Source organism: Chitinophaga sp. HK235 (assembly GCF_018255755.1).
Lineage (GTDB): Bacteria > Bacteroidota > Bacteroidia > Chitinophagales > Chitinophagaceae > Chitinophaga.
On record NZ_CP073766.1, the window covers coordinates 1,092,453 to 1,113,363 of the forward strand.

The 20,911-nt window shown below is 46.4% G+C and carries 5 protein-coding genes; all 5 read right to left on the bottom strand.

What is annotated here, in order from left to right; genetic code table 11:
* Positions 1 to 818: 818 nt before the first annotated feature.
* On the bottom strand, positions 819 to 1,676 hold the full coding sequence (locus tag KD145_RS03540; protein ID WP_249219729.1) for an AraC family transcriptional regulator: 858 nt from the start codon (positions 1,674 to 1,676) through the stop codon (positions 819 to 821).
* Positions 1,677 to 1,702: 26 nt separating this feature from the next.
* Positions 1,703 to 3,118 carry an aldehyde dehydrogenase family protein gene (locus KD145_RS03545; protein ID WP_212004532.1) on the bottom strand — a complete coding sequence of 472 codons (1,416 nt, stop codon included), beginning with the start codon at positions 3,116 to 3,118 and terminating at the stop codon, positions 1,703 to 1,705.
* A 107-nt stretch (positions 3,119 to 3,225) separates the two neighbouring features.
* Positions 3,226 to 3,555 carry a nucleotidyltransferase domain-containing protein gene (locus tag KD145_RS03550; RefSeq protein ID WP_212004533.1) on the bottom strand — a complete coding sequence of 110 codons (330 nt, stop codon included), beginning with the start codon at positions 3,553 to 3,555 and terminating at the stop codon, positions 3,226 to 3,228.
* A gap of 2 nt (positions 3,556 to 3,557) precedes the next feature.
* A complete protein-coding gene (locus tag KD145_RS03555; RefSeq protein ID WP_212004534.1) occupies positions 3,558 to 13,313 on the bottom strand; it encodes a neuraminidase-like domain-containing protein in 9,756 nt (3,251 codons plus the stop codon).
* Positions 13,314 to 13,359: 46 nt separating this feature from the next.
* Positions 13,360 to 20,874, bottom strand: a complete 7,515-nt coding sequence (locus tag KD145_RS03560) for a SpvB/TcaC N-terminal domain-containing protein (protein WP_212004535.1) — start codon at positions 20,872 to 20,874, stop codon at positions 13,360 to 13,362.
* Between the last annotated feature and the right edge of the window lie 37 nt (positions 20,875 to 20,911).

Below are 20,911 nucleotides of genomic sequence, written 5' to 3' on the forward strand. Positions count from 1 at the left end.
TTCGTATATGCGTTACATTTATATCATTGTACAAACAGGGTCATTGCATATGCATGGTCATTTTTATGCATAGCAAAGCCGTTCCGGTTAACTAGCAGTGTTAACCAGGTTTGTATTCAGTGCGGATATTTTTAGACAAAATGCTACACGCATCACCTGTACCGGGGTACAGCCAATGTGCGGATCATAAATGGAAGTGGATAAAATGTGCTATTTAAAATAGTACAAAATGGTACCGGTTTTTTTCCGGTGGATTTCATAACGATACTTACGAATGGTTTCCTTGTATTTTGAGTGGTTTCATAAATTAATAAGGGTTCTTTAAAAGAGGTACTTTGTTTTCATTGATGGAATCGGGTAATCTGTATACGCTACACTAATAATGGAAACGCCAATCAGGGGGCATTGTTGGCAATTAAAAACGCTTATTTATTCTGGTGGTCCAACCAGTTTAGGTGTATAATTAATGTAAAACCATCACTTAAAAAAGGGTATTCGTGAATTACAGACAATCACTGCACTTTCGTTATTGCACGTTTCATTTAGGAAACTGACATATTGATTATTAAGAGAGCATAGCATAGTCCGGTTTCATAGGAACAACTCTTCTGGCATCTTTTAAGTGATATCAGTTCACTGCATTAAAAAATTTGTGTAGTAAAATAAGCAAATAAATATGAAATCGCCAAAACTCCCAGATTAAATAAAAAACATTTCGCGTTTATATACACTACGCTCAAAACAGTTAGAAACAGCAACAATAAATACATTGTATCCTTAGAAATATTAAAATCCATCCCTCCTCCTTTTAAAACTGTTCACGCTTTTAACAATTCCGAAGGCGACTGCCCGAACTGCTTTCTGAAGGCAAAAGAAAAATGCGATAAATCCTCGAAGCCCAAATCCAGATAGATATCATTAGGGCGTTGTCGTTTTTGAGTAATCAGGGAATAGGCTTCCTGCAAACGGCGCTGCTGCAGCCAGCTGCGGGGCGATGTCTGAAATATCTTCTGAAAATCGCGCTTAAAAGTAGCCAGGCTCCGGCCGGTAAGGTAGGCAAAACGTTCCAGCCTCACATTGAAGTGATAATTCTTCTGCATAAATTCTTCGAGATTAATTTTATGCGGATCCGAAAAATCAAACAATACCTTCCTGAGATCTTTGCGATGGACAAACAATAACATAAGCGCCTCTCTCTGTTTTAGCTCCAGTAATTCGGGTGCTTTATTCTCCAGTAACTCCTGATATTGCAGCAACGATTCCATAAAATAGCGCAGATGCTGCGCTTCAGACAAATCAATAAATGCCGGCGTTTTCAGTTTTTCTTCCAGATGAAATCCTTCCTGCGCGCTGACTTGTTTGAGTAATTCTTCATCAAACCGCATGGACAAGGATTTGAATTCTTCCACTTCTGTCGGCTTTTTTATAAACTTCAGCAACTGATTTTTTCTGGCAAGATATACATCCCCTTTTCTAAACACCTTCCTTTCGGTTCCATCATCCAGTTCCATTTCTCCCGAAATAACCATCGACAAACTATGATGTAAGACAAACTGCTCTCCTTCCCTAAACGCGGTGAAGTGACAGGAATAATTGATATAGTTATTCTTTTCAGCCATACGATTTACCAATCTGTATAAAAACATCGCCTGAGTGAAAACCCAGGCAATGTTCATAAATATAGAACTTTTTGATTTGCCGTTTATATCAGGATAGATTTGGGTTCCAGGTATTCCTCCAATCCATATACACCATACTCTCTTCCAAGTCCGGACTGTTTGAAACCGCCAAACGGCGCCATAGGGTCGTGTTTGAATCCATTTATGCAAACCCTTCCGGCATCGATCCGGGAAGCTACACGCAGTGCCCGGTTTGAGTCAGCAGAAGTAATATACGCTGCCAATCCATAGGTGGTATCGTTGGCAATAGCAATGGCTTCTTCCTCATTTTCATACGGAATAATGGACAACACAGGGCCGAAAATTTCTTCCTGCGCAATACGCATATTATTCCGGACATTGGTGAATATGGTGGCTTTAACGAAATTCCCGTTTTCAAGACCTTCCGGCTTACCCATGCCGCCTGCCAGCAGGGTCGCGCCTTCGTCCAAACCAATCCGGATATAGCTTTGCACACGTTCAAACTGCTTTTCGGATACCATTGGTCCTACGTTGGTAGTTTCATTGCCAGGCTCCCCTACTACTACCTGTGCTGCAGCGGCCTTAGCTATCTGATTTACTGCTTCCAGTTTGGCTTTGGGCACCAGTAAACGTGTAGGTGCGATACAGGCCTGTCCGCTATTCATATAAGCCCCAAATACGGCCTGTGGAACCGCCTGTTCAAGATCAGCGTCATCCAGGATAATATTCGGCGATTTACCGCCCAGCTCTAACGTTACCCGCTTAATGGTATCCACTGCAGACTTGGCAATCTGTTTTCCGGTAACTGTAGAGCCGGTGAAGGATATTTTAGCAATGTCAGGATGGTTCGTGATGGCGTTTCCTACCACATTTCCCAGGCCGTTCACCATATTGTAAAGTCCTTTGGGCAAACCAGCTTCATGGAAACATTCGGTCAGCAGCTGTGTCTGCAATGCACTCATTTCGCTTGGTTTTACAACCACTGTACAACCTGCTGCTATAGCCGTTGCCAGCTTGTTGCAAATAAAACTATTACTGGCATTCCAGGGTGTGATGATGCCTACCACACCTACCGGTGTCATCTGCACCAGCGTATCTCCGGCCTTCCGCTGGAATTCAAAATGGCGAAGCGTTTCCATCATATTATCAAAAGCAGCGATAGCATTTTGTATGCTCATCCTGCAAAACTGACGGGTACCGCCGTATTCGAGGATCATTACCTCCACCAGTTCTTTTTCCCTTTTACTCACCGCATCTCTTAAATTTTTCAATAGCTCAATCCGTTCTGCTGCACTTGTTTGGGAAAATGACTGAAATGCTGCTTTAGCCGCGGCAATTGCCCGTTGGGTATCTGTTTCATCACCCAGGGTCACTTCACCGATCTTCTGATGACTGGCCGGATTAATCAAATCAAAAACCTGTGTTCCGTTGAGTGTTACAAACGCACCATTGATGTAACCTTTAGTTATACTTTGCATATTCTTTTTGTTTTTTGTACAATACAAAGGTCCGGTAACCTGAAAAGATTTGTTTTGTTGTATAGCTCAAATATGCTGTGTTGTATAGCTCAACAGAGATTTGATGATTAATGTAAAAAAGAGGCTCGTTCATAAGCAGTATAACCGGTTTTGAGCACAGTCTGTACAAAAGAATGATCTTCTGTTGCATACTGATCTGTCTCCTCAGGTGTATAGATATGAACATCCACTCTGGGCAGGTGGTTGCGCAACATAGGCTGAATATTGACCGTTCTCAGCGGCATTGGAAGCGCCGTCCGCTGAATAACGAATATATCCAGGTCACTTCTGGGTGTGGCCATTTGTTTGGCATAGGATCCGAAGACAATGATTCGCTCCGGATCCAGCTTTGCCACCAAACTTTGCACCACACCGTTGATATCTTCCGGTGTAAGCATAATTATGCAATTGAATAGTTAATAATAAGGTAGAGTTTTTCAATACTATCAGCAGGTAAAGAGCGGAAATCATCAGCATCTTTCGGCTTCAGCTTTATTGACCAGGGCTGGAGTAACACCTCTTCACCGGAAGCAAATGGTTTTACCAGTTGTTGCAGGCCGGGGTAACTATTGCTGCTGGTCATATCCTGCAAGTCCGCACCAGCAGGGCTCAGTAATACCTGCATTGGCGTCTCTTGTCCATGGAAACGGGCTACCAACTCTATACGGCTCACTTTCTTTTGCTGGAAGCTACGTGTAAAATAAGGTAGCCGTGCTGCCAGATCATCCAGTACCAGTTCCTGATCGCTATCATTGCTGGCAGGGTAAAGAAATCTGTACCATTTCTCCGGGAACTCCTGCTGTATATCGAATACCCTGAACATCCCCTTCCTGTTTTCAGCCAGTGCCATTTCATTCAGCTGTTGCTTCAATTCTGATACCACCTGTTGTTTAAAGGCTTCTCCTCCTTCGCGGGCAGTATAATTCATATGCAGCACCACATCTGTCAACGTATTAAAATCAAACTGACGAAAATCCTTATTGAGTTGAATGTGCCAGGTGCTGACAGCTCCAGCGCCTTCAAACGGAAGGTAACGCTCATCTCCGAAATTAACTTCAAAAAGTCCGCTGTCCTGCTGCGCATGACTGACAGCAATAGATTGTACCGCTGTGATTTCATCTCTGAAGCGCGGATCGGTAACAGTATAGTCTCTGGCATATTTACCCCTGGCACTCAGGGAGGTGTCCTTGCGAAGCCCGTTACCAGTCAGGGTCAACGTACAGGCTATAGTGGTAAATGGCCCTGTTATACATGGTATGGACAGGCTCACAGCTTTGATCCTTCTGAAATAATGTCCGGGATAATCCATGTCAAACAATGTTTCCGGAATAGTGATAAAACATTCGCCTTTTTGTTTTAACTGTAGTAATGCTACGGGATCGAGCAGTGACAAGGAAATATGTTTCCGCAGTTCGTAGGTACGGCGGTTCTGTTCATAATAAGCGGTTTCCAGCCTTTTAAGGTCATGGTGCAGCGACTCTCCGCACAGCAATCCTTTACGCAGGTTATCCCAGTATCCGAACTGGATATAGTTGGAGCTGCTTAATCCCAGTTCATACCGGAAACATTTCTCTGTGCGTTTAGCCAGATCAAATGCCAGCTGATAACTTTGAAAATAGAGGGTAGAGAGCTGATTGCTCATCCAGTTGTACAGTTCCTGGCTGGTGAATTTACGTTCCATGTATTCCATCTCTTTTTCCAGGTTAAGCACTTGTTTATCATGCAATACCAACTCCTGCCCGGCAATTTTCAGCCTTGCGGCTGAGGCAACTATTTGTTTGTCCAGTTGCAGCAGTTCCTGTTCTGCCAGCTGCCGCTGGAACTCCCATTCTTCTGCGCGACGGCTGTAGTTGGCAGCTGTCAAGGTTAGCTGGGCGCCTTTTTCCAGGGTGGTGGCAAGGCTGTTTAATGCCTTCCCTCCTCTTTCTGCGGCCTGTGCCAGGTTTTCACCACCCACACTGGCGCTCACTGTAGGAGTGCCTCCAAAACCCGCACAGCCAGCGAGGAAAGTAGGGATAACACTTAGTCCTCCGCCAATAATATAACTGGCAGTGACAGCCGCTTCCAGACCAGTGGCCACCGTGGAGAGCACAAAAGCTGCCTTTTCTCCGACAGACCATCCTTCTTCAATCAGCCGGGCATAATAATCCCGGCGGATGGTAGCCAGTAACCTGGATTCTTTCAGACTTTCAAGTGTGGCTTCTGCTTCCTCTATCTGCTTATTCCGGATGCTGGTAGTAGCCCTTAACATCAGCATTTCATGTTTATTGCGAAGTGTAGTAAAGGCTTCTGCATCCTTTTTCTCCAGCGCAGACAGTAGGGCAGCTCCCAGGCTTTTTACTTCCGCGCAGTGATCAAGGGCACGCTGCAACATGAAGTTGAAACGGTACAACGGCATGGGCGCATTGATATCTGCCAGCATGCCTGTTATATCTATATTACCCGCTGCTGCGGCGCTAATCAGTACACCAGGATCAATGGGTTGATCACTGAGTGGTAACTGCTGTACCTGACCTTCTATATTCATACAATGCCTGATCTTGAACAATCTGTCGCTTACAGTATCCCACATCGTCATCATTTTTTCATTATGAGGAATACCAAAATACAGCAGTTCGAAACGGGGCAATTCCGGCCTGTCTGCCAGCGGTACGCCCGTCACGGGCATAGCAGGAATGAGGTTTTCTACTTCCGTTAATACATTGCCAAAGGCATCGATACTATCTTTTTCCAGCTGATAGAACGTTTTAACCTGTCTTCCCTTAGCCTCCGGCACCACTTTGGGCTTAGGTCCCAGGATTGCCTCTGCCAGCACATATAACTGGGCTGCCTCATTAATAAATTCCATGGTATTACGGCGGAACAACTGATCTGCCCAGGAGAGGATGGTCTGTATATATTTTATGAGCACATTTTTCTGATATGCCACCGTACGCATTCTTGCCAGCAGATGCGGATTAAAGGGATTGTTTCTCCACTCGCTGACCTGCATCACACTCTCCCTGTCTATCCTGGCAATTGATTCCAGGAGTGATTCTATCTTCTGTCTGTAATAATCAGCACGGGTCGTTTCAAAAAAAGGTTTGGTGATCCAGAAGCGCTGCTGGGGAGTACTGTTATCATTCACCGTATCGTCTGTATTAACGGGATTGAATATATAGTGGTACCATTCCAATGCCTCTTCGAAACGCTGGTTGGCAGCCAGCTTATTCGCGATATAAAAGGGTGCATGAAAAAACAGCTCCCAGTTATACACAGCATAAGCACCCATATAGGTGAAATCTACATCCTCCACAGGATAACTCAGTGTTTTATCAGCCAGCCGGTAGCTGCGTGTAACAAACTGCGTAGGTTTATAATATTCCTGGAAATTAAAAGCAGCCGGGCTGTCGGGGATGCTGCCCGGCGCTATCTGTATCTTTCTGTTCAGTAACCCTTTCAGCCCTTTGATATTCAGTTCCCTGATAAAAAGTTCTGCAAAGGGATGATAATGGATATAGAAATTAAAGGCCCCATCCTGATAATAGGTCCAGGCAGAAGATTGCCGCTGTTGCCAGTTACTGGCGTAATAGTCCACCATATAATTGCGGTGGGAATCCCAGCAGGAGAAAGTTCCGAAGTCTGAAAATCCGGCTGCTGCAGCATCAATAACAGTAAATGTTTTACCCGGAGAGATGTTATTCAGTAGTTTAAAGCTGTCCTGTGCTGCAGCCGCCTGAAGCTCTGCATTGGTTTTAGCTTCTTCCAGACTGGTAAAATAAAAGCTGTAGCTGCCTGTCTGATGCTGCATCAGATTATTACGGAAGGCGCTTTCATTTGCTGCAATGAGATATTCCTGTGGTTTGGCCGTACTGACTACCTGCTTTCCTGTTTTCTCAAAATTATCTGTCCCTTTGACAGCATTACCGGGTTTGTTGCTATACAACCTGACATCTATGCTTTGCTGAATCCGGATACGGAAGGCAATATTTTCCCGGAAATTGCCGCCTGTATTATCCTGTTTAACAGTAATAACGGCATCAGCTATTGTTTTAGGAATCCACTTCCCTTTTTTCATTTCACTCCATGCCAGATTAATGTCCCAGTATCTGTCGGGGGCGGTGAGTGTAAAGTTCCCGCCCTGTGTAGGAATGCTCTGGGAAACCGGTTCTGTTGCTTTCTCTATAAACTGAGGCCACATCAGGAACAGCCGTTTATTATGCACACCGGCCATAAGATGGTTACTATTGATGTCCAGGTCTATTTTCTCCCAGGCAGTCCAGCGTCCACCATTTTTACGCTGACGATAGAAGTACTCAGGCGCGATGCTGCTGCGGGTACGGGCGAACACGTGCAGGACTGCTTCATCCAGTGTGACCTCATTGTAAATGGCTCTCGTTTCGAGATTGGCTACCCTATCCAGTTTTTCCAGATAGTTCAGATAGGCCTGTTCAGCATTGTTGTTGTCTACATCCTGTTGCATCAGCTCTTCTTCCAGTTCACGGAAGAAGGGAGATTTTTCATCCCTGAGCTCAGGCTCCAGCCAGTTCTCCGGATAAAGGAAAACTTTTCTGTTGGCTTCCCACACGCGATAGTATTTCATCCATTTCCACTGATTCCATTTTTCATCCAGATCAGCACGGGCAATAATATCTTCTTCCAGGTTCAGCAAGCAACGCTGCACCAGGAGCTGGGCGGCGGCCACGGCCTGTTTCAGACGGGAAGTCTGCATACATACACCCATTTCCACATCAATCAGGAAGTAATTGTAAAGATCATTTTCAGTAATCCAATATTGTCCGGTGGTCTGGTTCGGATGGGCTATTAACCAGGATACCAATGCATCTCTTTTTTTCGTCCGCAGGTCGTCCTGCAATGGCTTGATAATTTCCTCCCATCGGGACAGATCATATTTTGCTTTCAGTACTTGCTTCATACTCTCTGCGGTGTCTGCAGCGGGGTTGGCATCAGCCCAGGAAAATATTCTCGCTGCATTGACGCCCAGCTGGCGCACCAACTGCATACACTCTTTCAGGCGTTGCAGGTGGTCGATATTCCGGAAGGCCACTCCCGGCTCCCAGCCAAATGCCTCCACACAGGTAGTGATGTCTGTTGCCTCCCAGCCTGTCAACTTCGCAAGCTCCTCAATAATACCGTTGTCCGTTGCAGACAAGACAGCCGTCATCCATGCGAGCATGTTTGTTACAGTAGCTGGTAACGTATTTTTCCACGCAAAGAAACCTGTAAAATGCAGCCAGGCTTCCAGCGCAATAGTGGTGTTATTATCTACCGGAAAATGGGCAGGATGAGGCCAGCCAAAGCTACTGGCATTTGTTCCGGACAGCCACCATTCCAGCTCTTCCGGCTTTATTTTCAGCTTTGTAATGATAAGGGAAAGTTTATGCAGTAATCGCAGGTTACTGAAGATGGCCGGCAGTTCAGCTGAGGTCAGTGCATAGCGGTAGAAGCCATCCGGTTGTTTCTCAAGGAAACGAGTGTCACTAAATGCGACGAGCAAGGGCTGATCAGCGATGATGGTCCTTCTCAGCAAATGTTCCATATGTGTACTGCTGATTGATAACAAGGCAGAAAGCTTCTGGATAAGAAATGCTTCGCACTGCATTTTCATCAGGTATTGCTGCAACAGCGGCTGCAGCCATGCAAAACGTGCCGCTCCCGCCAGCCCCTGCGGAGGCGGTGCCAGCTGTTGTTTCGCTATCGCTGCATCCAGTACTTCTCCAAAATAGGCTGTAATCAGATCATCCTGATGTTCGGTGGCGGTATTGATCCATATCCCGCTAATAATAGCCATGGCCTTCAGTTGGCTGGCATCTGTAAACAAAGTTGGGATCAATCCCAGCTTACTGCGGACATAATCTTCCGGTGTTTCTTCAGGTTTGATGACTACCCCATTCAGAATTTTTTGCAGTTCGTCGCGTAATGGCTGAAGATATTGTGCCAGTGTTTTATCATCCGGCCGCATATCTGGCTGTAGCGAAGACTGATGGGCCAGCAGGTAATCAAGCTCCGCTACAGAAAATCCTGCAGCTTTTACTTTCATAGCCAGATCAATGAATGACTGCAAGGCTTCCGGAGAAGCAAAGGGATAACTACCCCATAAGTTTTTCAGCCGTAATAATTCAGCAATATTCAGCGACAGTATTTTCGACAATACACTGATTCGATAGATACGGGTGAGTATGGTCCAGTCAAGATCACTGTTGGCATTCAGCTCCATGTCCTTCATTACCAGGAACAGTTCTCTTTCACTCATGCCCAGTGCGGCGATGATACCGGGGATATATCCTTGTACAGGTCCTGTAATAGCGGCCGGATGGTCTGGAAAAACAGCGGCATCTATCAGTTTATTACAGAACAATTGCTGGTAGAGCGTCTGTTGAGGTTGAGCAGCGGCAGTACCATCTACTGAATACAAGGTGTGATCTATATTACGGAATAATGCCAGTACCACAGGCCATTCCATGGAGAAACGTGCCCGTATACGGTCTGCCTGTGCAATAAATCGTATAACCGGTTCCGTTAACATTTTGCCAGCTCCCGGATTGGCAGGATCAATATATGGTAAAACCATATCCGCTTCCTGCATCCGGATATTCAGCTTTTTCCAGAGACGGATGAAGCGATGAATACGGCCAGCAGCAGCAGTATTTAAGTTCATCACCACAAACTGGTTTGTATCACACTGCGTACCACCGGCAGGAACAGTATCCTGAATGTATATATTACCGGCGGGATTAATAAAGGGCATGCTCAGTAACTGTAACAGTTGTCCATAGTCCAGGCCCGTTTTAAAAAGCAGCAATGGTACATGACTCAAAACGGTGAGCCAGTCTCCCATGATGTTGGCGGTAATATCATCCGGCATATCCGGATGAGGAATATTGTTGCCGGTTTCTACCAGCCCCCAGAACTCCCAGGGCTCTTTACTTGCGACAGTATCAGTGATGATATCACGCTCCATGGTCGTCATATTCAGGTAAGCACTGTCAATTTCGGTATCACTGGGAGTAGAAGAGGAATTATCTCCTTCTTCTGTTTGTTGCTGGAAGAGCTTCCACAGTACAGACGGCTCTGTCCCCATTTGTTGCAGCCATAGTGTGCTTTGCAGCGACCAAAGGTTAAAAGGTAACGTTAAAGGGTATACTTGCGTTGCCAGTTTATTATAGGCAGCTATATTGGTATATTCCGGGTTGGCTTTCAAAGCAGCCTGTGAAAGATGCGTTTGCCGGGTAGAGAGGATATGAATATGGTTATCGGCCACAGATGCCTGGTAAGAATGGTTAGTATCCCGGATGGTCCAACGGTGACGGCTATCCGGAGCGGCAATCTCCGCTTCTGCGCTGATTGTTATTCCTTTTGCCTTCATAGCTTCCCTGAGGGCGGGGCTGATGACACCGGCCACCAACAGCGCAGGGCTGTCCAGCACTATCGGGACAGGTGGCTGCACGGCATCTTCCAGGACTTCGTTCACCAGATCAATATAAGGCAAAGGTGTGTTGGTATTTTCACAGCTCAGTTCTATCTCTCCCAGGTCCGGACGGCGTTCCAGCAATACCTGCTTCACCTTCTTCCCCCGGTGAATGCTGCTCCCATTGGTCTCTCTTTCATTCAGGAAACGAAGTATGTCCACATAATGGGCAGCGGTACTGTATACAGACCTGCATTCCTTGCATTCGCAGTAATCCATGGACCCGAATAGCGTACTGAGATTAGGTAAAATATTAGCTGCTGCCATTTTTTTATGGCCCACAACCGTGTTGTTACCGGATACCGGCACGGGTGCAGGGACCATAGCAGGCGTGGTACTGTTGACAGCCTGATTATAGGTCCCGTAATAGGACAATGCCAGTGCGTAGGCGTTTTCGGCCTTTCGGAAGATACGCTTTGCATCCGCTGCACCAATATTTTTCTCTTTCATAATGGCGATGAACCTTTCCAACCCCATAAAATATACCTGCTGGGCGGAATCTATCTCACTGTTCATCGTAGCCGCTACCGTGCGATAAGCAGGATTCAACCGGAACATCCGCTGGATAGCTTTGATTTCTTTGATAGTAGCAGGTACATCTTCGATATGCTCTACTGATTCAGGGTGCTCTTCCACATACTGTTCTACACGGGTATCTTCCAGATCGAAGTCGGGGTTGTAGACAATAAACTCACCGGATGCATCGAATATAGGTCTGGCCATGGCCTGAGGGCCAGATGCCAGCATCTGCTTACGGAATTTATCTCTTTCCTTTAACAGTTTACCGGCGAAAGCGGTGGTAGGGTAATTACGTTCGAAAGTGGTTTCCAGAATGGTAGCAAACTGTTGTTGTTTCTCTTCTTCAGTAGCTCCGTCCATATTCACCGGATAACCTACCGGTTTTCCATCAGGACCGTTATTGCGGATGATATTCAACCATTCATTGGCATCGTATAATGCAAATTCACGCTGGTCACGGGCTGTACCGCTGGTAATATTTTGCTGCAATGCCGCCACCATGGGAATATGATTCCGTGTCAGTGCTCCCAGGTCAAAGCTGAGTTTCAGGTTTTGAATAACCTCCTTTGTATACACCTGGTCTGTCTCCAGCTGTCGCCACAGATCATCCATAGACCCTTTATTGGTGGTATAGGCTGCCAGGAATTTACCTGGATCTTCTGCTACAGCGGGAGTGAGTTTTATCAGGTCCCCTACGGTACCTTTCCCTGTACCTGCTTTATCATCTGCCGCATATTTCAGCTTGATAGCATGAAGGTCTGTCAACAGCTGAGCGACAGCAGTGTTCATTGCGAGTGGAATATAGTTAGCCTGGAATGCCTTGAGCAATATATCCCGTTGCAGGTCTTCGGACAACATGGTCAGTTCCTTCAACACTTTTTCCTTTACCAGTTCAGCTTTATTCTTATCCAATACGTCCATCAGTAATACATCCGTGAGCAGTCCGGGCTGTCCCTGTCGGATAAAACCATAAAAGATGGCCGCATCCATCGGTACTCCCCAGCGGAGTGCTCTTTCCGCGAGATGCCAGGCAGCAATCCAGGAGATAATAATATGTGGTGTACGAGCTGTTTCACCGGAGAGAAAAGACACATCCTGAAACTGTCCATCTTCCTTCAGATCCAGTGGAGACAATCCTTCCAGCAATGGTTGAAGCGTAGCGGCCAGCACCTCCCATTCCGACAGTCCTTTATATTCTATCTCACTGAGATTGATGTTTACTTCCAGCCGGGAGGCCGCATTAAAATAAACAGGCGACTGGAATATTACACCCCCATTGGCATCATATGCTTTTACTACGATATCGGCGGTGGCTTTTTCAGCCCGGTTGAATTGCTCCGCTTTGTACTTCACGGAATATTTCCCTTTGCTTGCAACCACTTTTCCCAATGACTGCTCCGTACGAAGATCACGGTCAAATACTTCCACCGGAGCATTGTCCATCAGCTCTCCGCGTTCATTCCTGATTTCACCGGATACGATAAAATAATCACTGCTTCCATTATCATCGTCGTCATCATCATCATCATCACCTTTTTCTGAATTGATCTTCATATCAAGCGTGGTGATTTTACCTGCTTCACATTCCACCTTTTTATGTGTTAGCAATTTGCCCTCTTTATAAGCACCAACATACACGGTTATTTCATCATTGTTCTGTTCTCCGGGCAGGCCAAGGTCGGCGGCGGTGAAAGTCAGCGTATATGCCCCTGCCGTATCCGTATGTCCGGGAATACCAGCGACATTGTCTTTTTTAGGTGCCGTGAGGCTGACAAAAAGATCCAGTCCTGACAATGGCTTATCGTTATGGTCTATAGCCTTGCCCTGGATAGTATATCGGGGTACAACGGACTGCCCCACCTGAAAATTGGCAGTCACAGGTGTTTCCTGTTTACATTTGACTTTTGTTTTTGCCAGCTGACTGTTATTATCATATACACTGATGTATACTTCTATTTCCCCATCCTTTGTGTCCGCTTTCTTCACATCATCTGCCGTAAAGGTGAGTGCATATTTGCCGTCTGTTCCGGCAGCCGTTTCTATTCCCTGTGGCTTTTTATCATTTTCGGGATCAGTAACGGATACATATACTTTCAGTCCGGATACAGGTTTATTTTGTTTGTCGGTGATACTACCGTTTACAATGTAGTTTTTTCCTTTTGAGGCCATAAAATTTACATTAAAAAGTTTGTGATAAATTATGCTGAGGTCACGGTTATATCATGCCGTCATAAGGAGATAATCTCGGTGGGATGGAGCCTTGCTCAAAGTTTCCCCAGAAGTCAAACGAACCAAATGCGGCGTCAAATTTTTCCCGTTCCTCTCTTCCTTCCCAGAATCCAAGGTCTGTGGTAGTCCCTTTTTTGGGGCCACTGGTATATTGTTTGGAGTAGCGGTTATGGAAAAATTTAGGATGGCGGATGAGCATATAGGAACCATCTTTATCTCTTAGTTCGGCAGGAGTATTAGACGGTACCACGCCGGAGTCTTCCATATTTTTGTTTCTTGCCATCAGGAATATACCTGCGATATCCGCTACTGCTCCAAGAGTTCCGACTCCAGCTTTTAATCCCTTGCTAAAAGGACGGACTTCCGAGATGCCCACACCTCCACTGGCTTCTTTAAACCCTGCTTTGTCAGCAACTACTCCATTACCCATTTTTACATCCTTTATTCCTTCCAATACATCGGCAGGCGCTTTACCCTCCAGGGTTGTTTGCCAGTTTTTCGCACTAGTAGCCTCTTTAAGAATACCAATATCTCCGGTTCGGGTACCAGCTTCCATTCCTCCGGGATTTTTGTCCACACTGGTGATTTTAGCATCTTTCATACCCAGCTCACTAACCAACTTGCCGCTGGCCTCCCCGTAATGGCCTCCCTTTTGTCCTTCCATGGCTGCAATGGATCTCTCACGGATACTTGTCCTCAAAGATTTATCTGCTGCCTGTCCCTGAGCACCGGCATATTTAAGGCGCAGCGCTCTGCCTTCCGGTGAAGCCTCTGCAATTTTTGCCAGCTGATCACCCGTAGGTGGAGGGAGTTCCACTCCCCCACTGGTGGCTTTCACCTTTCCCGTCTGCAATTGTCTTCCCCCATCAAAAGCTGCCTCTCTCACTTGTGCCTCTACAACATCATGAATATCATTACTAAAGTCGAACTTGGGTCTCTCTGCCATCCCTTCCGGATCAATGAACGAGACAGGCCGGTTGCTGACATAACGATATCCATTGATACCAGCTTCGATGCCCAGCGGATCAGAGGCGGTCCACCGTGCCAGCCAGGGGGCATAGTAGCGGGCACCATGACAGGCGAGACCTGTCTCCTCATCTCTTTCCATGCCTGTGTAGCGGTAACGTTTAGCCGCTGCCTTTATAGCAGCGTTCAACCATTGATAGGCCGTAGTGCCAAAAGGATGAAATTCTTCATAACTGATAACGGCAGCCGCTGTGGTATTGTCCACCTCCAGACAGGAAGAGCCGATCTGATTAAAGAGCTGGTAACGAACGAGCTGCTCCGGAGAACCATCATTGATCCCGTTGCGTGTTTCTATCATGGTAAAACGGTGTGTCCCGTCCATAAGGCTTAGCGTGGTCCTTTCCAGTCCAGCATGTTGTCCGCTGTATTTTTTATAGACTTCAAAAGTATTGATGTAAATACGCTCTTCCTTTATTACAGGGACTGCATTGGGGGCTGCTGCCAGCGTGGTGATTTTACGTATGCGAGTGCCGGCATAGTCGTACTGATACCAGGTAGTTTCCGGTATACCGCCGTCTGTACGGCGTTGCGCCACACTCTTCACCAGCTCGTTACTGAAACTCCATCCCAGCTCCTGCAGATGGGGCATCGCCGTCATATTTCCATGGGCAGTATCATAACTATAGTGATAGGTATAATTCCCGGAGCGGGTGTTTAGCAAACGGTTGTTCTCCGTCGCATAATCATACTGACGGCCCCAGTTATTGCCGGTAGCCTGATGACGCATCTGAAGTATATTGCCCACTGCGTCATAGACATACTGCTGTTTATAATTACGCATCAACGAAGGATCACCAGGATGCAGAGAAGAGAGATAAGGAGCATCTGCCCAGTTGTCCGCTGCTTCAAAAAGCAGGGCTGCATTATTTTCTCGGCCAGTAGCGGTTATAAGACGGTAGCAGGCATCATATTGATAGGTGTTGATACCGGAGATTAGCTGATTACCGGCAAAAGTTACCGGAATATTATGATCTGCTATATGGGTGATATTACCGGAAGGATCATAAGTATATCGCAGGTCCTGCAACGGATCATCATTACCACGGCGGCTCGACACTGCTGTAAGCCTTAGTGTCAGTGGGTCATAGCTGAAATTGGTCACCACACCATTACCATAGATAATTTTGTTACGCTGCCCTTTTTCATTATACCCTATCTGGCTAATGTAGGCCACCGGCCCGGCTGATTGCGGATGGACCACCTCTTCCTGCACCAGATAACCACCTTCATCATATCCGGGCAAAACAATACTTCCATCCGGCTTTTGCTGCCGTACAACAAGTCCGAGCGCATTAAAGACAGTATATTCCGTAAATATCGTCTCTTCCAGTTTTGTCGATGACCGAGCCGTTTTCCAGTCCGGGACCGTTGTAAAGTCTTTAAACAATTGCCTGGAAACGGACCTGGGGTTACCCTTAAAATCATATGCGGGTATACTGATTACTCCTGCCGTATCATAGTGCAACAGTTCCCTGCCACATAGGTTGAGCTGCTTCGGATCTATAGCTGTTTCCCCATAGATGATATACTCATAACAATGGTCCATCGGTATGGGACCATCTCCTCCTTTCACCGTAGCGCTCACCAGGCGGTGCAGGGTATCATAATCGTACAGAAACTGATAACCACGCGCATCCCATTTGCTTAATGGTAATTGCAGCACATCCGGAAATAACCATCCTTCTCCCTGGTCCATATGCCATTGATACACATTCCTGCCAGACATTTCCCAGGTATTCCTCAGTACAACATTACCTCTTGCATCTCTCACCCATAGCAGATTACCGGTAATATCCATTTTGAAAAAAGTAGAAAAGTATACAGCTGCGCCGGTTTCAGCATCACGGTTATGCTCCACCTGAAGCAAAGAGCGCCCCATAACATCGAAGTGTATCATCAATGGCGTCTGTGCATGCTGAGCCGTTTGCTCCGCTGCAACCTTTTCCATTTCCGGATCTCTTCCCTGCATCAGGAAAACATCGTCCAGCAGGTGCCCCACACGGTCATGATACCATTTCGATTCCAATACCGTATCATTTCTGTCGTACAGTTGTTGCTTCCAGGGAGTAAAAGTCACTCTTGAAAGCGTACTGTCGCTGTATACTGTTTTTATCAGCCGCCCCATGGCATCATAATAAAATAATGTACTTACTCCTTTTTCCACCAGTTCAGCAGCTTCTTCAAACTGAGGAGAAAGCGCATAATAAGGTTCGTATTTTTTTACGGGATTACCTTTATTATTCAGCACAGTGCGGCCGCTGGCCAACCAACGTAGTTGTTGCGGGACTAATGTTGCTGTATTCACTTCTTCTATGGTATAATGCGACGCCGTATGGATCGTTAGTTTTTTAGCTATTCCCGGAGCTGCCTGCATTTTTTTCATGATCACCTGCCCTAAACCATTGGTGTATTCAAAAGTTATCTGTACATCGGAATCCGGATTTTCCCGGTAATGCGTTGTCCTTTGAATCGTAGCCACTACAGCAGGTTTACCTGTTTCCATATAGGCATTGACGTTATATACCATTCGAACACTGCCATGCTGCAACAGTTGTTTGGCCAGAGAAGTCAGTGTCACAGCATCCTCTGCATGGAAAAACTCCTGTACCAGCTGTTGTTCTGTTTCAGTGGTCTCCGCGGTGAGATGCAACAGATCATCCGCTTCTTCCCCTTTTCCCATCACTGCGGTTGCTTTTGTTAACCCTAGTTCATCTGACAAAACTGCAGTGATGTTATCATTCGAATCTTTTAGTTGTTCTGCCTCCAGTGTATAAAAGTTAAAGACAGTCGCTGTTATGCGATTACCCAGCGCATCTTCCGTATGCTGCAATAGCAGCCAGTAGTCCTTATAATAACCCAATTTTGTGACTGATCCTGCTGCATCTGTATACGATACCGGTAGGAAAAAGCGATGCTGAGCAGCTGTTACGGTTTCACCGATCTGAAGCAATTGTGTAGTACCAGAGGGAATCCACCAGCCATCAGCATCCGGGAACCGTACATATTTCCCTGCACTCATCAGGTCTGAGGTTACTTTGTCTCCATATACATATCCTACCAGGCTGTCAGGAAAAGCCAACTGGTATTGCTGATCAGTAAAAGCATACCTATCCCTTGTGAACAAAGGCAAAGACGCCAGCAGGGTATTATCCTTATATCGTGTACAGATATTCGCTATCAGACGATGCTGAGGTATAACGGGAACAGGCGTTGCATAATAAGGCAGTGCCGTTGTCTCCGAAATAATATGTCGGAAATCAGACACATCATACCAGGTGGCTGCTCTTTTGATATGATACAATTCGAATGTTTTTGTTTCTGCTTTCAGCGGCAACAAATAAGTATCTTCATCGATAATTATATTTGTATAACGGTACTGGTTATACGTTATCATCAGGGTAGCCTGTGCTTCCTGTACTTCCTGTGGCAGGCTGTCATCAGGAGAGATGCGGGGGTATATTACAGTCACTGTTTCCAGCGGATGGCCAAAATCATCTGTACGTAATTGCAACTCCTGCTGCACACGGGGATCAGTTACGTTCTGTTCATAGGTGTAGGCGATCGTTTCGTGCGGAAATACGGCCAATACAGCATGCTGTTGTGATGTCCGTGGCTGGAGTAGTCTCGCACTGCAGCTAAAGGTAGTGACACTGTATGGCAGTACAGCCATGGCCTTGTCTCCTACTCTGTCCTCCATAAATATTTCTATGCGTATCACCTTACCCCGGCATGCACGCCAGGCTTCACGGCACTCGTCTACCGTCAATTCAGCAGGTAATAACAGCCCGGGCTGTATTTTTTCCAGTGAAGCAGCTGGCACACGGTCGTACCAGTAGTCACCCGTATATGCTGTCAATCCACCTTGAAGACCAGACCATATACCGGTATGATACCAGGTCCTGGTAGTAACAGCAGGTTGTTGCAGCGACTGTTCCCCCATACGGTCAATATCTGTTTTCGTCCAGTATTTCAATTCTTCCGCATCAGTATGTTCTACCATACCGAATCCCCTGAATTCTCGCTCTGTATGGTCATAATAACCATGGTGATATTTGTAGGTACTCACCGAACGATGCCCTGATATCAGATCGCGGGTTTCCACAGCGGCAATACAGTGTACGGGAAAATGCAGCCTGGTGATCCATGGGTGGCCTGCCAGCTCATCTTCCAGGTAAAATTTCGTAGAAGGGGCATATGTCAGCATCACTTCTTTCCCCATGTTGTTTTTGTAACCCGTCAACAGATAGGGTTTCCGGCCCTGTAGCAGGTCGATGTAGCGCAAAGGAGAATCTGCGGCGGCAGGGAGATTGTCAGACCACACAATACAGGCAACACCATTGCCCAGCAGATCTGCTACGATAACATTGGCCGCCGGATGTATATCAGGGAAATTATCTATTTCGACAGGAGTGATGGAAAAGGCATTTCCACATTGGTTCTGCCAGCAGCTGCATTTATTTTTGCCGAGATAAATAAGGTCAGCAGTGCCGGACCCATCAATGTCTGCCAGCCTTACAAACCGGGGCTGGAAGGCATCCTGGGTATCCAGCAGCGGTGCATGGCCCATATTTATCTTCGCGCCAAATTTACCGTAACCCAAATTTGGCCAGTAACACACTTCTGCATGGCGGATACGAACAATGTCTGTTAACCCGTCTCCACTCATGTCTGCCAGGAAGAAGGTTTCCTGTGCATCCGTAAAAATGACACGGGGACCAGCTTCTTCATCAGCAGGCAGTAAAACCTGACATGCTTTATCATATCCATTTTTTCCATATCCTGGATACCAGGTGAATACGTTATCAGCAGCTATCAGCAGATCGGGTTTTCCGTCGCCATTAAGATCAATCATACGGAGACCCGGATCACTCATATCCAGCGATGGTACTTTTTCGAAAGGACGAAAACCTTTCCAGCAACCTTTTTCATCGACTTCAAAATATCCAGGAGCAGAAGCTGCAAAGGAGGTCAGTTGTTTGCTGCCGTCAGCATCCAGATCTGCGAGCTGCCAGGTATTTCCCAGTCCATCAAAAGAAGGTCTGGCAGCGATAAGCCGGGCCGGTGTAAATCTGCCTTCACCCAGATTGCGCTTATAATACCATCCTTCAGCCTGTTCTACGAGGATTCCGTTCATGCCCTCATTATACAGGTCGGTCAGGAGATAGTCACCTGTTAGCCCTTGTGGTAAATGCACTGCTGAAGCAGTGTCTGGTTGTTGAATAGTTTTGTTCCATTCGGGCTGCTGATAGCTGAGTGTCAGCGGAGGCAGGCTTTTGCTGCTATAGGAACCATTCTCTTTTTTTATGTAACCAGTAATGGTAATAGCCTGGAGGAAGGTAAGGCCGGCTGAGATGTTATAATCGTAGGCAAAATCCATGGATTTTACCAGGGCAGCGCTTCCTGGCAATTCATCAAAATAATGCATCTGCAATACTCTTCTGCACAAACGGGTAGTACGTATTTCAAAACCGCTGTTATATACAGAGCAGGCATCTTGCCGGAAACCCCATTCACTGCTTTTAGTATAGGGCGCTTGTTGCGCGTATTCCCCATAGTCAAAAATGGTCTGAAAAAAATAATCTTCCGGCATGGGAAAGGCTTGCTCTGGGGAAGTATAAGGCGCCTTATTGCCATACAATACTTTTTCCGGATACAGGTTAGTATAAGTAAGCTCTCCTTTTGATAACCTGTTGCGATGGTGCAGCAATGACTGATCAAAGCCCGCCTTATCTTCTTTTTTGTACTGATAATGACAGCAGTTACCCTGGTCATCATATACAAATTCCGGCATCCACTGGAATATGCGGAAGGGATCAGCCGGATCAGATATACGGGCATTAGCGCTCCAACCATATAAAGTTGTCAGGTTGCCGGAGGAAATAATACGCCACTTAACTTCAGGACTGACAACACTTTTCCACCGTTCAATCCTGGCAAACTTGCCTTCGGTTCTGGGACGGTAGCAGCGGATGGTATAATTCCCATCCGGTGAAGACCACTCATCATACAACTCCTTCCCGACGGTATCCCTAACCATACCGCCGTCAGCCGCACGTTTCAATTGCGGTACCAGCTCGTCCACATCTGTCAACAGGAAAGTATCCGTCTCCAGGTCATCGTGATAAACCGGAATACCCTTATCTGTTTTTCGTTTGATAACACTCAGGTTGAGATCCCAGCCCATACCGAAGATTCCGTTACCTGCACCCGAATTATAGGTAAGCTGCAGATCAGGAAGCCCCCCTCTCGCCGGAGATACAGGAAGAGGGAACTGTAGAGAGGAAGTTCCATTCACGGCATTGACTGTAAACTGTTCATCGATGCCCTTCAGCGCACCACCTCCTTTGGGCAGTATCACAGCTGGAATGTTAACTTTTGATGCAACGGAAGATGACTGCTTTTCCGGCAAGGCATGCATCGTCTTTCCGACAGGTTTTACCAGGTCTGATGCGACCCCTGATCTGACTGTATCCATTTATAAAGAAATTTATCGGGATAACTGATTAGGTTAA